The organism is Ancylobacter vacuolatus, assembly GCF_030813595.1.
Lineage (GTDB): Bacteria > Pseudomonadota > Alphaproteobacteria > Rhizobiales > Xanthobacteraceae > Ancylobacter > Ancylobacter vacuolatus.
Genome location: NZ_JAUSUH010000003.1, coordinates 493,959 through 508,718, shown reverse-complemented (window position 1 = coordinate 508,718; position 14,760 = coordinate 493,959). Strand labels below are relative to the sequence as shown.

Here is a 14,760-nt window from a genome sequence, read left to right as displayed (position 1 = left end):
CACGCCACCTCACCCTGGAGACCGCGACCATGCCGGAGACCGCCGATCTGATCCTGTTCAACGGCAAGGTCACGACGCTCGACCGTTCCAACCCGCAGGCCGAGGCGGTGGCGATCAAGGACGGCAAGGTGCTGTTCGCCGGGGCCGCGCGAGAGGCGATGGCGCTGGCGGGTGAGGCGACGGCGCGCATCGACCTTGGTGGGCGCCGGGTCATTCCCGGCCTGATCGACAGCCACATGCACATCATCCGCGGCGGGCTGAACTACAATATGGAGCTGCGCTGGGACGGCGTGCGCTCGCTCAGCCACGCGATGGAGATGCTGAAGACGCAGGTCGACAACACCCCCGCGCCACAATGGGTGCGGGTGGTCGGCGGCTTCAGCGAGCACCAGTTCGCCGAAAAGCGCCTGCCGACGCTGGAGGAGATCAACGCCGTCGCCCCCGACACGCCGGTGTTCATCCTGCATCTCTATGACCGCGCCTTGCTCAACGCCGCCGCGCTGCGGGCGGTGGGCTACACCAGGGACACGCCGAACCCACCCGGCGGCGAGATCGCGCGCGACGGCGCGGGCAACCCCACCGGCCTGCTGCTTGCCCAGCCCAACGCGACCATTCTGTATTCGACGCTGGCCAAGGGGCCGAAGCTGCCGGTCGAATATCAGAAGAACTCCACCCGCCATTTCATGCGCGAGGTGAACCGGCTCGGCGTCACCGGAGTGATCGACGCCGGCGGCGGCTTCCAGAACTACCCGGACGACTACGCGATCATTGAGGAACTGCACCGCGAGGGGCAGCTCACCCTGCGCATCGCCTACAATCTCTTCACCCAGAAGCCGAAGGAGGAGCTTGCCGATTTCGCCGGCTGGGCGAAGCAGGTGACGCCCGGCCAGGGCGACGACCTCTACCGCAGCAATGGCGCCGGCGAGATGCTGGTCTATTCCGCTGCCGATTTCGAGGATTTCCGGGTCGAGCGCCCCAACATGCCCGCGAGCATGGAGGCCGACCTCGAACCCGTCATCCGCCTGCTGGCCGAGAACCGCTGGCCTTGGCGGATGCACGCCACCTATGACCAGACCATTTCGCGCGCGCTCGACGTGTTCGAGAAGGTCAATCGCGATGTGCCGCTGGAAGGGCTCAACTGGTTCTTCGACCATGCCGAGACCATCACCGACCGCAATATCGCGCGCATCGCCGCGCTCGGCGGCGGCATCGCGGTGCAGCACCGCATGGCCTTCCAGGGCGAGTATTTCACCGAGCGCTACGGCCCCCGCGCCGCCGAGCGCACCCCGCCGGTGCGGCGCATGCTTGATATGGGCGTGAAGGTGGGGGCGGGCACCGATGCCACCCGCGTCGCCTCCTACAATCCCTGGGTCTCGCTCGCCTGGCTGGTCACCGGCAGGACGGTGGGCGGGCTCGCCCTCTACCCCGCCGCCAACCGGCTGGACCGGGAGGCGGCGCTGCGCCTGTGGACGCATGAGAACACCTGGTTCTCCAATGAACAGGGCAAGAAGGGGCAGATCGCCGCCGGCCAGCTGGCCGATATTGCCGTGCTGTCGGATGATTATTTCACTGTCCCGGACGAGGCCATCGCCGACATCAGCTCGGTTCTGACGCTGCTCGGCGGCACGCCGGTGCATGGCGCCGGCGACTTCAAGGACCTCGCCCCCGAGCTGCCGCCGGCGATGCCGGACTGGTCGCCGGTGCGCACCTTCGGCGGCTATCAGCAACGCGCGGAAGCGGGCGCCACCCGGCACGCCTTCGCCCGGCTGTGCGGCTGCGCGAGGGAATGCAACGTCCACGGCCATGCCCATGCGGGGGCCTGGCAGGCCGAGGTGCCGACCTCGGACGCGCCCGGCTTCTGGGGTGCGCTCGGCTGCGCCTGCTGGGCGGTCTGACAGGCGCCGGGCGCGCGAGGAGGAGACGAAATGAGCAAAGCCACCGCGTCACCTGCGCCGCCCGCCGGCAGCTTCGCGCCATTGCGGCGCCCGGTCTTCGCCGTGCTGTGGGCGGCCACCGTGCTGGGCAATACCGGCAGCTTCATGCGCGATGTCGCCAGCGCCTGGCTGGTGACTGACCTTTCCGCCTCGCCCGCCGCCGTCGCCGCCGTTCAGGCGGCCGGCATGCTGCCGATCTTCCTGCTCGCCATACCGGCCGGCGTACTGTCCGATATTCTCGACCGGCGCAAATTCCTGATCTTCATCCAGATCATGCTCGGCTGCGTCAGCGCCACGCTGATGCTGCTGTCGGCGAGCGGCCTCGTCACCGTGTCGGGGTTGATCATGCTCACCTTTGTCGGCGGCATCGGCGCGGCGCTGATGGGGCCGACCTGGCAGTCCATCGTGCCCGAACTTGTGCCGCGCGGCGAATTGAAGAGCGCGGTGGCGCTCAACTCGCTGGGCATCAACATCGCCCGCTCCATCGGCCCCGCCGTCGGCGGCCTGCTGCTCGCCGCCTTCGGCGCGGCCGTGACCTATGGCGCCGATGTCGCCAGCTACCTCATCGTGATCGCTGCCCTGCTGTGGTGGAAGCGGCCGGCGAACACGCAGGACGAACTGACCGAGCATTTCGGCGGCGCGTTCCGGGCCGGGCTGCGCTATGCCCGCTCCAGCCGCGAACTGCATGTCGTGCTGCTGCGCGCGGCCGTGTTCTTCGCCTTCGCCAGCGCCGTCTGGGCGCTGCTGCCGCTGGTGACGCGGCAATTGCTGGCGGGGGATGCCGCGTTTTATGGCCTGCTGCTCGGCTCGGTCGGCGTCGGCGCCATTGGCGGCGCGCTGGCCCTGCCGATGGCGCGCGAGAGGCTGAGCCCGGACGGGCTGATGCTCGCCGCCGCCCTGGCCACCGGCGCCGCCTCCATCGCGCTCGCCCTCGGTCCGCCCAAAGCGGCGGCGGTGCTGGTGCTGCTGGTGATGGGCGCGGCCTGGATCGTCGCCCTGACCACGCTCAACGCCACGGCGCAGGCGATCCTGCCGAACTGGGTGCGCGGGCGCGCGCTCGCCGTCTACCTCACCGTGTTCAACGGCGCCATGGCCGGGGGCAGCCTTGGCTGGGGCTTTATCGCCCAGGAGATCGGCCTTTCCGCGACGCTAGGGGTGGCCGCCGCCGGGCTGGTGCTGTCGGGCCTCATCGTGCACCGCATCGCCCTGCCCAGGGGCGAGAGCGACCTCGCGCCGTCCAACCACTGGCCCGAGCCGCTGCTCGCCCAGCCCGTGCCGGGCGATCGCGGGCCGGTGCTGGTGCTGATCGAGTACCAGATCGCTAGCGAAGACCGGCCCGCTTTCCTGAAGGTGCTGGAACGGCTGTCCCACGCCCGCCGGCGGGACGGCGCCACCTCCTGGGGCGTGATGGAGGATGCGGCCGAGCCGACGCTGATAACGGAATGGTTCATGGTCGAATCCTGGGCCGAGCATCTGCGCCAGCATCACCGCGTGTCGCAGGCCGATGCCGATGTGCAGCAGCAGGTGCGCGCCTTCCACCGGATCGAGGGGCCGCCGGTGGTGCGGCACCTGCTCGCGGTCCCGGCGGGGCGGGGAGGGTGAGATGGGCGCGCGATCAGAGGGCGAGCCGCCAGAGCCGGCGCTGCGCGAACTGATCGAGGCGCTGACCGCGGCGACACTGGCGACGGAGGCCTATCGGCGCTGGCGCGCACGAACGGGGGCGGCGAGCCGGGAGGCGACGGCCGCTCTTGAGATCATCCGGAGCACCACGGCGCGCATCGAGGCTTCGGCCCATCTGCTGCTGGCGCGGCCGGAGGCCTAGGGCGTCGCCCCGGTCAATCCGCCATCTGCGCTTCCTGCTGGAGGGCGGCCAGCAGCGTCATGAAGCGCTCGCCCTGCACCAGCACATGGGCCCGGATTCGCTCGGCAGCGCTGGCACCGTCGCCGGCGAGCAGCGCCTCCAGAATGGCCTCGTGCTCGGCAAGCGAGGTGGCGATCCGGCGCGGCACTTTCAGTTGCAGGCGCCGATAGGGCTGCAGGGAGGTTTGCAGCCGTGTCGCCTCGGCCCGCAGCACGCGGTTGCCCGTCGCCGCGTAGATCGCGGCGTGGAAATGGGCGTTGGCGGGGTAATAGGCGTCGTCGTCGCCCGCCGTTACCGCCTGCTGGCAGGCGACATGCGCCTCTGAGATCGCGGCCCGGTCCGCCGGCCCCAGCCGCTGCGCCGCCAGCCGTGCGCAGGAGGCTTCGATCTCCGCCATCAGCTCAAAGGATTCGACCAGCTCGCGCGGCCCGAGCAGCGCGACATAGGCCCCCCGCCGGGGCCGCATCTCGATGAGGCCGGAGGCGGAGAGCTGGATCAGCGCCTCGCGGATCGGCGTGCGGGAGACATGGAAGCGCTCGGCGAGACCAGCCTCGTCAAGCCGTTGCCCCGGGCGCAGCCGCCCGGCGACGATGTCTTCCTCAAGGGCTTCGCGAAGCCTCGGCGTCTGTTCACCACGCACGGCATACCTCCGCGCAGAGAAAGCCATTTCCCGTGCTGCAATGCAAGAGGCATCATCTTGTATACTTGATGGTTGACTGGCGATGCAATTCCGTCATCATTCCATACAGAGGGCTGCGCTCCGGCGTGGCCATTGGCAAATTTCCACCGCTGGAACGGCCATGGGATCGAACACCTCCTTCGTGGCAGACCTGCTGGCCTCCATCGCCGAGCGCGGACGCACGCTGCTCGACCGCTCGCACCGGGTGAGCGGGGCGACGCGGGTGGAGACGCTGGCCGAGCGCTGCCAGACGCTGCTGTCCGGGCGCGGCGAAGCCTCCGGCGTCGCCCTCGCGGCCGATATTCTCGATCGCTACGCCCATATGAAGACCGGCGAGGCGATCGCCTTCTTCGAGGTGCTGGCCGAGAAATTCGGCCCCGATCCCGAAAGCCTCGCCGCCGCGATCGAGGCCTATGGCCGCAAGGTGCCCTCCGCCGTCGCGGACTTGCACCGGGCCAGCGAGCCGCGCCGGCAGGAGCTTTTTCGCCGCTTCAATCTCGCGCCGGGCGGCACGCTCTCGCTGGTGCGGATGCGCGAGCAGCTGATGGAGGCGATGGTGCGCCGGCGCGACCTCGCCGAGGTCGACCGCGATTTCGCGCACCTGTTCTCCTCCTGGTTCAATCGCGGCTTCTTGGTGCTCAAGCGCATCGACTGGTCGACCCCGGCCAATGTGCTGGAGAAGATCATCCGCTACGAGGCGGTGCATGCCATCCGCGACTGGGACGACCTGCGCGCGCGGGTCGATTCCCCGGACCGGCGCTGCTACGCCTTCTTTCACCCGGCGCTGGTCGACGAGCCGCTGATCTTCGTCGAAGTCGCGCTGATGAAGGAAAGCCCCGGCGCGATCTTCCCGATCCTCGACCCGGCCCGGCCGCTGCTGCGGCCGCAGGACGCCACCACGGCGGTGTTTTATTCCATCTCCAACTGCCAGAAGGGCCTTGCCGGCGTCTCCTTCGGCAATTTCCTCATCAAGCAGGTGCTGGACGAAATCGCCCGCGAACTGCCGGCGCTGACCACCTTCGTCACCCTCTCGCCGGTGCCGGGGTTCCGCAAATGGCTGGAGGCCGAGCGCCGGGCCGAACAGAGCGTTGTGCTCTCCGCCGCCGACCGCAAGGCGCTGGAGGCGCTCGACGCGCCGGACTGGGCGGAGAAGCCGGAACTGCGCGAGGAACTGGCGGGCGTGCTCGCCCCCATTGCCGCTTATTACTTCCTCGCCGCCCGCACGCCGAAGGGTACGCCGGTCGATCCGGTCGCCCGCTTCCATCTCGGCAATGGCGCCCGGCTGGAGCGCATCAACCCGATGGGCGACCTCTCGCCCAAGGGCCTCGCCCAGGCGGTGGGGCTGATGGTGAACTACCGCTACACCCCCGCCGATATCGAGAAGAACCACGAAGCCTTCGCCGGAAAAGGCGCGATCGTCGCGAGCACGCAGGTGCGCAAGCTGCTCAAGGTCGATCCCGCCTCCCGCGCCCTCGTCCCCGTCACCTGAAAAGCGTCATGTCCGACAATCATCTGTTCTCCGCCCTGGCGTCCGCCGCCCCCTCTCTCGACAAGAAGCTGGCCCTGCTGGCGGACGGTTCGGCCGTCACCTATGGCGAGATGCTGGCGCTTTCCGCCCGGCTCGCCGGCCTTCTCGTCGCGCGCGGGGTGAAGCCGGGCGACCGGGTGGCGGTGCAGGTTGAGAAATCCTGGCCCTGCCTCGCCCTTTATCTCGCCACGGTGCGCGCCGGCGCGGTCTACCTTCCGCTCAACACCGGCTACACCCTCAACGAGGTCAGGTACTTCCTCGGTGACGCCGAGCCGGCGCTGTTTGTCTGCCGGCCGGAAATCGAGGCCGAGGCCCGCGCGCTGGCGGGCGAGCTCGGCGTGGCCGCCGTCGAGACGCTGGATGGCGAGGGCGCCGGCTCGCTGATGGACGCCGCCGCCCGGTTCCCGTCTGACTTCGACGACGTGCCGCGCGGGCCGGACGACCTTGCCGCCATCCTCTACACCTCGGGCACCACTGGCCGCGCCAAGGGCGCCATGCTCAGCCATGGCAATCTGCTCTCCAATGCGCAGGCGCTGAAAGAATGCTGGCGCTTCACCGAGGCGGACGTGCTGATTCACGCTTTGCCGCTGTTCCACACCCACGGCCTGTTCGTGGCGGTGAATATCGTCCTGCTGAGCGGGGCGTCGATGTTCTTCCGCGCCAAGTTCGACCCGCGCGAGGCGATCGCGCTGATGGAGCGCGCCACCTGCCTGATGGGCGTGCCCACCTTCTACACCCGCCTGCTCGACCAGCCGGGCCTCACACGCGCGGCGACCGCGCCAATGCGCCTGTTCGTCTCCGGTTCCGCCCCGCTACTGGAGGAGACGCACCGGGCGTTCCGCGAGCGCACCGGCCATGCCATTCTGGAACGCTACGGCATGACCGAGACCTGCATGAACACCTCAAACCCCTATGACGGCGAGCGGATCGCTGGCACGGTCGGTTTTCCCCTGCCGGGCGTGACCCTGCGCATCACCGATCCCGCCACCGGCGCCGAACTCCCGGCCGGCGAGATCGGCATGGTGGAGGTGCAGGGCCCGAACGTGACCAAGGGCTATTGGCGCATGCCGGAAAAGACCGCGAGCGAATTTCACGACGGGTTCTTCGTCACCGGCGATCTCGGCCGCATCGATGCGCGCGGCTATCTCAGCATTGTCGGCCGCGGCAAGGATCTCGTGATCACAGGCGGCTTCAACGTCTACCCCAAGGAGGTCGAGGGCGAGATCGACGCCATTGACGGCGTGGTGGAAAGCGCCGTCATCGGCGTGCCGCATCCCGATTTCGGCGAGGGCGTCACCGCCGTGGTGGTGGCCGGCACGGGGGCTGATCTGACCGAGCAGGCCGTGCTGCAGGCGCTCGAAGGCCGGCTGGCGAAGTTCAAGCAGCCCAAGCGGGTGTTCTTCGTCGAGGAATTGCCCCGCAACACCATGGGCAAGGTGCAGAAGAACATCCTGCGCGACAGCTACAAGGATATCTACCGCCGGAGTGCCTAGCCGGCTGCGGAAAACGCGACAAGGTGGCGGATCAACCGCCCGACGCGACGATACCGAGGAAACGCCAACAGTCCGCCGGAAGGCGGCGACACGGAGGAAACCATGAACGCATCGCGACGCCTTGCGCGCGCCCTGACCCTTGGCTGCGCCCTCAGCCTGGCCGGTGGCCTCGCCCTTGCTACTTCGTCCTTCGCCCAGGACATTACCCTGCGCGCCTCGCACCAGTTCCCGGGCGGCAAGGGCGATCCCCGCGACGAGATGGTGCAGATGATCGCCCGCGACGTCGAGGCGGCCAATGTCGGGCTGAAGATCCAGGTCTTCCCCGGCTCATCGCTGTTCAAGGCGAACGAGCAGTGGGGGGCGGTCACCAAGGGCCAGCTCGATATCACCTCCTTCCCGCTCGACTATGCCTCGGGCCGCGTGCCGCAATTCTCCGCCACGCTGATGCCGGGGCTGGTGCGCAATTTCGACCGCGCCGACCGCCTCAACGAGTCGCCCTTCATGCAGGAGATCAAGGCGCTCATCGAGAAGAACGGCGCCCTCGTCATCGCCGATGCCTGGCTCTCGGGCGCCTTCGCCTCGAAGAAGGGCTGCATCACCGGGCCCGACAGCATCAAGGGACAGGTGACGCGCGCCGCCGGCCCCGCCTTCGAGCAGATGCTCGCCGCCGCCGGCGCCTCCATCGCCTCGATGCCGTCCTCGGAAATCTATTCCGGCATGCAGACCGGCGTGCTCGACGCCACCAACACCTCCTCGGAGAGCTTCGTCTCCTACCGCCTCTACGAGCAGGTGAAGTGCCTGACCGCGCCCGGCGAGAACGCGATCTGGTTCATGTATGAACCGGTGCTGATGTCCAAGCAGTCCTTCGACCGGCTCAACCCGGCGCAGCAGAAGGCGCTGCTCGACGCCGGCAAGAAGGCGCAGGCCTGGTTCGCCAAGGAAGTGCGCAAGGGCGACCAGAAGCTGATCGACACCTACAAGAAGGCGGGCGTCGAAGTGGTGGAAATGTCCGCCGCTGATTACGACGCCTGGCTGAAGGTGGCGCAGGAAAGCTCCTACAAGAACTTCGCCGAGAAGGTGAAGGGCGGCGACGAGCTGATCAAGAAGGCTCTGTCCGTCCAGTAACCCGCCCGTCCCGCGGCCCCGCCGGGCGCCGCGGGACTTTGGCCTGCGTAAGCTGTGAGGGCGCAGCCCCGCGATGAGGCGGGGGCGTCGTCCCCGCGCCGCGCCCCCTCCCTTCGACAAGCGAAAGCGCCCCATGGTCAGCCTGTTCCTGCGAGCGGTCGATCTTCTCTCCAAAGTCGCGGCCCTCCTTGCCGGGCTGTTGCTCATCGCGGCGATGCTGGTGATCTGCGAGATGATCTTCCTGCGCTACGTGTTCCGCGCCCCCACCATCTGGCAGACCGATTTCGTGGTGTTCTCCGCCACGGCCGCCATGTTCCTCGGCGCGCCCTATGTGCTCAAGACCCGCGGCCATGTAGGCGTCGACGTGATCGAGATCGCGCTGCCGCCCGGCCCAAGGCGGGCTCTCGGCATCATTGGCGCGCTGCTCGGCCTCACCTTCGCGGTGCTGATGACCATCGCCAGCGCGATGTTCTTTCACGAGGCCTATGTCAACGAATGGCGCACCTCGACGGTCGCGGCCATCACCCTGTGGATTCCGCTGCTGCCGCTGCCGGTCAGCTTCGCGCTGCTGTCGCTGCAATATCTCGCCGAGCTGGCCCGCCGCCTGAGCGGCGCCTATGAAGCCGAGGGTCACGCATGATGAGCCTTTCCCCCACTCTGTCCGGCGGGCTCATCATCGGCCTGCTGTTCCTGCTGCTCGCCACCGGCATGCCGATCGCCTTCGCGCTCGGCCTCACCGCCATTGGCGGGCTCTTGATGGCGAACGGCATCGGCGTGTTCGAGGTGCTGGCCGAGACCATGTTCGCCGGCATCGCCAACCTCGCTTATGTCTCGATCCCGATGTTCGTGCTGATGGGCGCGGCGGTGGCCGCCACCCCGGCCGGGCGCGATCTCTACGAGGCGCTGGACCGCTGGCTCAACCGGGTGCCGGGCGGGCTGGTGCTGTCCAATATCGGCGCCTGCGCCATCTTCGCCGGCATGACCGGCTCCAGCCCGGCGACCTGCGCCGCCATCGGCAAGATGGGCATCCCGGAGATGCTCAAGCGCGGCTACCCCGCCTCGGTCGCCACCGGCTCGATCTGCGCCGGCGGCACGCTGGGCATCCTCATTCCGCCGTCAGTGACGATGATCGTCTACGGCATCGCCACCGAGACCTCGATCGGCCGGCTGTTCCTGGCCGGCGTCATGCCGGGCCTGATGCTCACCGCCATGTTCATGGCCTGGGCGCTCTATGACTGCCGCCGCAAGAATTTCGATTTCGACGCGCGGGGCCGGCGTTTTTCCTTCGGACAGAAGATTGCGGCCCTGCCCAAGGTCACGCCCTTCCTCATCATCATCGTCGGCACGCTCTATGTGCTCTATGGCGGCGTCGCCACGCCCTCCGAGGCGGCCGGCGCGGGCGCCTTCCTCACGCTCGGCGTCGTCATCATCATGTACCGGCTGTTCCAGCCGAAGCCGATCTTCGAGATCTTCTCCTCCACCCTGCGCGAAAGCGTGATGATCATGATGATCATGGCGTCGGCGGAACTCTTCGCCTTCGCCCTGTCCTCGCTGTTCATCACCCAGACCGTCGCCGCCGCCATTGCCGGGCTCGACGTGAATCGCTGGGTGCTGATGGCGCTGATCAACCTGTTCCTGCTGGTGTCCGGCATGTTCCTGCCGCCGGTCGCCATCATCGTGATGTCGGCGCCGCTGCTCTACCCGATCATCGTGTCCTCGGGCTTCGACCCCTATTGGTTCGCGGTGGTGCTGACCATCAATATGGAGATCGGCCTCATCACCCCGCCGGTCGGGCTCAATCTGTTCGTGGTCAAGGCCATCGCGCCGCAGGTGCCGGCCCAGCAGGTGCTGCGCGGATCGGTGCCCTATGTGGTGCTGATGCTGATGGGCATCGTCATTCTCAGCCTGTTCCCGGAAATCGCCACCTGGCTGCCCACCTATGTCATGGGCCCGCTGTGAGGGCGGTCCCTGCCAGCCTGATCACGTCCGGCAGGCGCGGCCGCGCCCCTGCCGGACGTAAAGGCGCCTTGCAGATTTGATTCCTTCTAAATCATTGTTATTGCGTGGAAAAACCGATCCGGCTATTCCCATTCCGCTGTGACCCTGGGTCAATGTTGTCGGCATGGGACGAAATGACTGGTCGGGCCTCTACGCCTCGCATCGCTCGGCGCTGGTCGCCTATGCGACGCCGATCCTTGGCTCGCGCGAGGCGGCCGAGGACGTGGTGCATGACGCCTTCCTCAAATTCCCGCCCGCGAATGACGAGGCCGAGCGCGGCATCGGCTATCTCTACCGCATCGTTCGCAACCTTGCCTTCGACAGCTTGAAGCGGCGCAGGCTCGAATCCCGTACGCAATCGGACGCGCTTCCCGACTGGGCGCAGCCGGCGCCGGAAGCCTCGCCCGAGCGGCAGCTCATTGACCGGGACGAGGTCCGGCGGGTCGCGCGGCTGGTGAGCGAACTGCCGCCCGAGCAGCGCAAAGCGCTGGAAATGTACCGTTTCGCCGGCTGCACGCTGGAGGAGGTCGCCGCCCGGCTGGGCATTTCGGTGGCAACCGCCCATCGGCATGTGCGCGCGGCGCTGGCGCGACTGGCGCAGGAGCTCGACCGGGCGGGCGGGTGACAATCGCGATGTGGACATGAAAACTAGCGCGCAGCAGATCGTCTTCTGCATGGTAACGGTGCCGCTTCCTGAGAAGCGCGAATGAGCGGCGATGACGCGCCTTGACTGACGATGCAACATTGTCGCTCCACGAGGTGGCGGCGGACTGGCTGATGCGGGTGCGGGAGGCGCCCGGCGATGCCGCGCTGGCGCGCGCTCTCGCGCAATGGCTGGAGGAGCGGGACGAGCATCGCCGGGCCTATGCCAGCGTCGAGCGCTCCTGGCAGCTCATGGCCGCGCTGGCGCCGGCCGCTGCCTCGCCGCTTGCCGATGAGCGGCAGGAAGCTCCCCATTCCCGCGTCATGTCCTTCCCGCGACGGCTGTGGCGTCCGCTCGGCATAGCCGCGGCGCTGGCCGCCGGCCTGGCGGCTTTTCTCGCTTTTCCCGCGCTGCTTCTGCTGTTGGAGGCCGATTACCGCACCGGCACGGGCGCGCGGCAGGCGCTTGCGCTCGACGATGGCAGCCGGATCGAACTCGGCGCCGACAGCGCGGTGGCGGTGGACCTCAACGGCACCACGCGCCTCGTCCGCCTGCTGGCGGGCGAAGCCTTCTTCGAGGTGCGCCCCGATCCGGCGCGGCCCTTCGTGGTCGATGCCGGTGGTGTTGACGTCACCGTGCTCGGCACCCGCTTCAATGTGCGGCTCACCTCCACCGATGCCGGCGTCGAGCTGGCAGAGGGGGCGGTGAGCCTGGACTATCCCGGCCATGGGCAGGCGCATGCCCGGCTGGCGCCGGGGGAGAGCGCGCGTGTCGACCTGCGCACCGGCGCGCTGGTCAAAGGCGAGATCGCGGTGGACGACATCGCCGTGTGGCGCGAGGGCCGGCTGTTCGTCCAGGACGCGACGATCGCCGCCGTGGTCGAGCAGCTGCAGCGCTACCACCGCGCCTGGATCACCGTGCCGGACGGCGCCCTGGCGCAGCAGCGCGTCACCGGCCTTTACGATCTCACCGATCCCGACCGCGCTTTGCGCGCGCTGGTGGAGCCGCATGGCGGCCGGATGCGGGAAATCTCGCCCTATATGCGGGTTCTCTCGCGCTTCTAGGAGATTTTGCGCGGCGGGATGAAAAACCGCGCGGGCTCGATCGTCTGACTCCCGGGATGCGTTCGCTGAACGCACGGAACGATCTGGGGAGACGACTTGATGAGCGCGCCGATGCGCCCCGCCGACACTGTTGCGGCGCCGTCCACACCGAACCGCCGCGCGCTGCGCCTGATGGCGACCACCGCCTTCATCTGCCTCGCCGGCGTGACGGACGGCCTCGCCCAGACGGCGGCGCCGGTCGCCACCAGCGCGGCCCGCCCGTTCAACATTCCCGCCCAGCCGCTCGCCAGCGCGCTGAATGCTTTCGGGCGCCAGTCCGGCCTGCAGGTGACGCTGGCCTCCGCGACCTCGCGCGGCGTCACCTCGCGGCCGGTGCAGGGCAGCCTCACGCCGCACCAGGCCCTTGCCCGCATGCTGGAAGGCACCGGCATCGCCTTCCGCATAACAGGCGAAGGCACCGCCGTGGTCGGCCAGAGCGCGCCGGTGGAAAGCCATGCCGATGGCGCGGTCGAGGGCGAGCTGCTGGATGTCATCTCGGTCGCCGGCGACGGCATCAGCCGGGGCGGCGTGGCCGAGACGGTGATCGGCCCGCAGGCGCTGGAGCGGCTCAACCCGCAGAACCTCGCCGACGTGTTCCGCGAGCAGCCCGGCATCGAGGTCGGCAGCTCGGTGCCGATGTCGCAGAAGGTCTATGTCCACGGCATCGAGGAGACCAACCTCGCCGTGACCATCGACGGCAGCCGGCAGAACAACAAGGTGTTCCACCATATGGGCACCAACCTGATCGATCCCGGCGTGCTGAAGGCCGTGCGCGTCGATGCGGGCGTCGCCCCGGCCGATGCCGGCCCCGGCGCGCTGGCCGGCACCATCGCCTATGAGACCAAGGACGCGCGCGACTTCCTCGAGGCCGACGGCTTCGGCGGCATCGGCAAATACTCGTTCAACTTCAACGGCGACACCTCGCTCGCCAACATCACCGGCTATGCCCGCCAGGGCGGCTTCGAGACGCTGGGCTATTTCAATGTCGGCCAGGGCAACGAGTTCACCGCCGGCAATGGCGATGTGGTGATGGGCACCAGCACCAACCTCCTCAACGGCATCGGCAAGGTCTCCTATGAGGCCCCCACCGGCGACCGCTTCAGCCTCAGCTATGAGAGCGTCAGCGACGACGCCCCGCGCCCCTACCGCGCCAATGGCTCGGACTTTCCCGGCGCGCGGCCATGGGACCCGGAGCTGACGCCTTACGATATCCAGCGCCAGAACACGGTGTTCACCTACACCGACTCCACCCCCGAGGGCTGGTGGGACCCCAAGCTGGTGCTCGCCTACAGCTCGACCGAAATCTCGAAGCTCACCTATCTTAACCCCCGTTCCGGCCTGCCCTCGCCCTATACGGCCTCCGGCAAGACCGACAGCTTCAACGGCAAGTTCGAGAACAAGTTCGCCTTCGGCATCGGCGATGTCATCGCCGGCATCGACTTCTATGACGACACCGCCCAGCTCTACGATCCCTATGACGCCGCCACCGAAAAGGCGACCAATGTCGGCCTCTACGCGCAGGCGCGGCTGGAGCCGTGGGAGCGCACCCGCCTGTCCTTTGGCGGCCGCGCCGATAACCAGTGGTTCACCGGCACGACAGGCGAGTCCTGGGACAATGCCGGGCTGAGCGGCAATGTGTCGGGCGAGTACGACGTGGTCGAGAACTTCCTGACCGCGCGCGCCGGCTATTCCCATGTTTGGGCCGGCATTCCGCTGGCCGAGAATTTCTACATGAACCCGGCCTGGGACTATGACGGCGGCGCTGAGCCGGTGACCTCGAACAACGCCATGGCGGGGCTGAAGGCGACCTATCAGGGCTTCACCCTGGAGGGGAGCGTCTTCCGCACCGACATCTACAATGCCCGCGTCGTCACCTACAGCAACCGCGTCCTGGGTGCGATCCGCGCCCGCGACATCGAATCGCGCGGCTTCGAGCTGGCCGCCGGCTATGAATGGGACACCGGCTTCATCAGGGTGAAATACGCCGATATCGACGTCACCATCGACGGCGAGGCGGCGGATTCGGACACCGGCAACTACCTCGCCACGCCGGTCGGCCAGATGATTACCTTCGTCGCCGCCCACAGTATTCCCGAATGGGGCCTCACCATCGGCGGCAACATCGAGGTGGCGCTGGAGATGGACGACGTGCCGGCGCTGCTGCCGGATGGCGAGACGCTGACGACGACCATACCCGGCTACACCGTCGTCAATGTCTATGCCGAGTACCGGCCGGTCACCGCGCCGCACCTGATGCTGCGGCTCGACATCAACAATCTGTTCGACGAGACCTATGCCAGCCGCGGCACCTATGGCCAGGACATTGCCGATGTCGTGCCGCTCTACCAGCCGGGGCGCTCCTTCATCGTCACCGCCTCGGCGAAGTTCTGAGCCGC

Annotated in this window: 12 protein-coding genes; 11 read left to right on the top strand and 1 reads right to left on the bottom strand. The window is 68.1% G+C overall.

What is annotated here, in order from left to right:
* The first annotated feature begins 29 nt into the window (after positions 1 to 29).
* The 3 genes from J2S76_RS10120 to J2S76_RS10110 are packed head-to-tail and all read left to right on the top strand — an operon-like array spanning position 30 to position 3,756.
* Positions 30 to 1,895 (top strand): amidohydrolase, encoded by a 1,866-nt coding sequence (locus J2S76_RS10120; RefSeq protein WP_307060053.1) that lies wholly within the window; start codon positions 30 to 32, stop codon positions 1,893 to 1,895.
* Positions 1,896 to 1,925: 30 nt separating this feature from the next.
* The gene (locus tag J2S76_RS10115) at positions 1,926 to 3,536 is read left to right on the top strand and encodes an MFS transporter (protein WP_307060051.1); all 1,611 of its coding nucleotides are present in this window, start codon (positions 1,926 to 1,928) and stop codon (positions 3,534 to 3,536) included.
* Between the two features lies 1 nt (position 3,537).
* Positions 3,538 to 3,756, top strand: a complete 219-nt coding sequence (locus J2S76_RS10110; protein ID WP_307060049.1) for a hypothetical protein — start codon at positions 3,538 to 3,540, stop codon at positions 3,754 to 3,756.
* Between the two features lie 13 nt (positions 3,757 to 3,769).
* Here the strand turns inward: J2S76_RS10110 and J2S76_RS10105 are convergent, their stop codons facing one another.
* A complete protein-coding gene (locus J2S76_RS10105; protein ID WP_307060047.1) occupies positions 3,770 to 4,435 on the bottom strand; it encodes a GntR family transcriptional regulator in 666 nt (221 codons plus the stop codon).
* Between the two features lie 160 nt (positions 4,436 to 4,595).
* On the opposite strand from J2S76_RS10105, the gene J2S76_RS10100 reads away from it, so the two are divergent.
* The 8 genes from J2S76_RS10100 to J2S76_RS10065 all read left to right on the top strand — a co-directional run bounded on the left by J2S76_RS10100 (position 4,596) and on the right by J2S76_RS10065 (position 14,755).
* On the top strand, positions 4,596 to 5,963 hold the full coding sequence (locus J2S76_RS10100; protein ID WP_307060045.1) for a malonyl-CoA decarboxylase: 1,368 nt from the start codon (positions 4,596 to 4,598) through the stop codon (positions 5,961 to 5,963).
* An 8-nt stretch (positions 5,964 to 5,971) separates the two neighbouring features.
* On the top strand, positions 5,972 to 7,495 hold the full coding sequence (locus J2S76_RS10095) for a malonate--CoA ligase (RefSeq protein WP_307060044.1): 1,524 nt from the start codon (positions 5,972 to 5,974) through the stop codon (positions 7,493 to 7,495).
* A 102-nt stretch (positions 7,496 to 7,597) separates the two neighbouring features.
* The gene (locus J2S76_RS10090) at positions 7,598 to 8,620 is read left to right on the top strand and encodes a TRAP transporter substrate-binding protein (RefSeq protein ID WP_307060042.1); all 1,023 of its coding nucleotides are present in this window, start codon (positions 7,598 to 7,600) and stop codon (positions 8,618 to 8,620) included.
* 133 nt (positions 8,621 to 8,753) lie between these two features.
* A complete protein-coding gene (locus tag J2S76_RS10085; protein WP_307060040.1) occupies positions 8,754 to 9,260 on the top strand; it encodes a TRAP transporter small permease in 507 nt (168 codons plus the stop codon).
* Complete coding sequence (locus J2S76_RS10080) at positions 9,257 to 10,579, top strand: TRAP transporter large permease (protein WP_307060039.1); 1,323 nt, start codon at positions 9,257 to 9,259, stop codon at positions 10,577 to 10,579. The genes J2S76_RS10085 and J2S76_RS10080 overlap by 4 nt, the downstream gene beginning before the upstream one ends.
* Before the next feature lie 163 nt (positions 10,580 to 10,742).
* A complete protein-coding gene (locus tag J2S76_RS10075; protein ID WP_307060037.1) occupies positions 10,743 to 11,243 on the top strand; it encodes an RNA polymerase sigma factor in 501 nt (166 codons plus the stop codon).
* Positions 11,244 to 11,344: 101 nt separating this feature from the next.
* A complete protein-coding gene (locus tag J2S76_RS10070; protein WP_307060036.1) occupies positions 11,345 to 12,325 on the top strand; it encodes a FecR family protein in 981 nt (326 codons plus the stop codon).
* A 99-nt stretch (positions 12,326 to 12,424) separates the two neighbouring features.
* Positions 12,425 to 14,755: a TonB-dependent receptor gene (locus tag J2S76_RS10065; protein WP_307060034.1), complete on the top strand. Its 2,331-nt coding sequence runs from the start codon at positions 12,425 to 12,427 to the stop codon at positions 14,753 to 14,755.
* Positions 14,756 to 14,760 lie beyond the last annotated feature (5 nt).

What these genes read in the sequence shown, in the direction of transcription:
- J2S76_RS10120 (WP_307060053.1), top strand. Translation starts at nt 30, where the DNA reads ATGCCGGAGACCGCCGATCTGATCCTGTTCAACGGCAAGGTCACGACG.
- J2S76_RS10115 (WP_307060051.1), top strand. Translation starts at nt 1,926, where the DNA reads ATGAGCAAAGCCACCGCGTCACCTGCGCCGCCCGCCGGCAGCTTCGCG.
- J2S76_RS10110 (WP_307060049.1), top strand. Translation starts at nt 3,538, where the DNA reads ATGGGCGCGCGATCAGAGGGCGAGCCGCCAGAGCCGGCGCTGCGCGAA.
- J2S76_RS10100 (WP_307060045.1), top strand. Translation starts at nt 4,596, where the DNA reads ATGGGATCGAACACCTCCTTCGTGGCAGACCTGCTGGCCTCCATCGCC.
- J2S76_RS10095 (WP_307060044.1), top strand. Translation starts at nt 5,972, where the DNA reads ATGTCCGACAATCATCTGTTCTCCGCCCTGGCGTCCGCCGCCCCCTCT.
- J2S76_RS10090 (WP_307060042.1), top strand. Translation starts at nt 7,598, where the DNA reads ATGAACGCATCGCGACGCCTTGCGCGCGCCCTGACCCTTGGCTGCGCC.
- J2S76_RS10085 (WP_307060040.1), top strand. Translation starts at nt 8,754, where the DNA reads ATGGTCAGCCTGTTCCTGCGAGCGGTCGATCTTCTCTCCAAAGTCGCG.
- J2S76_RS10080 (WP_307060039.1), top strand. Translation starts at nt 9,257, where the DNA reads ATGATGAGCCTTTCCCCCACTCTGTCCGGCGGGCTCATCATCGGCCTG.
- J2S76_RS10075 (WP_307060037.1), top strand. Translation starts at nt 10,743, where the DNA reads ATGGGACGAAATGACTGGTCGGGCCTCTACGCCTCGCATCGCTCGGCG.
- J2S76_RS10065 (WP_307060034.1), top strand. Translation starts at nt 12,425, where the DNA reads ATGAGCGCGCCGATGCGCCCCGCCGACACTGTTGCGGCGCCGTCCACA.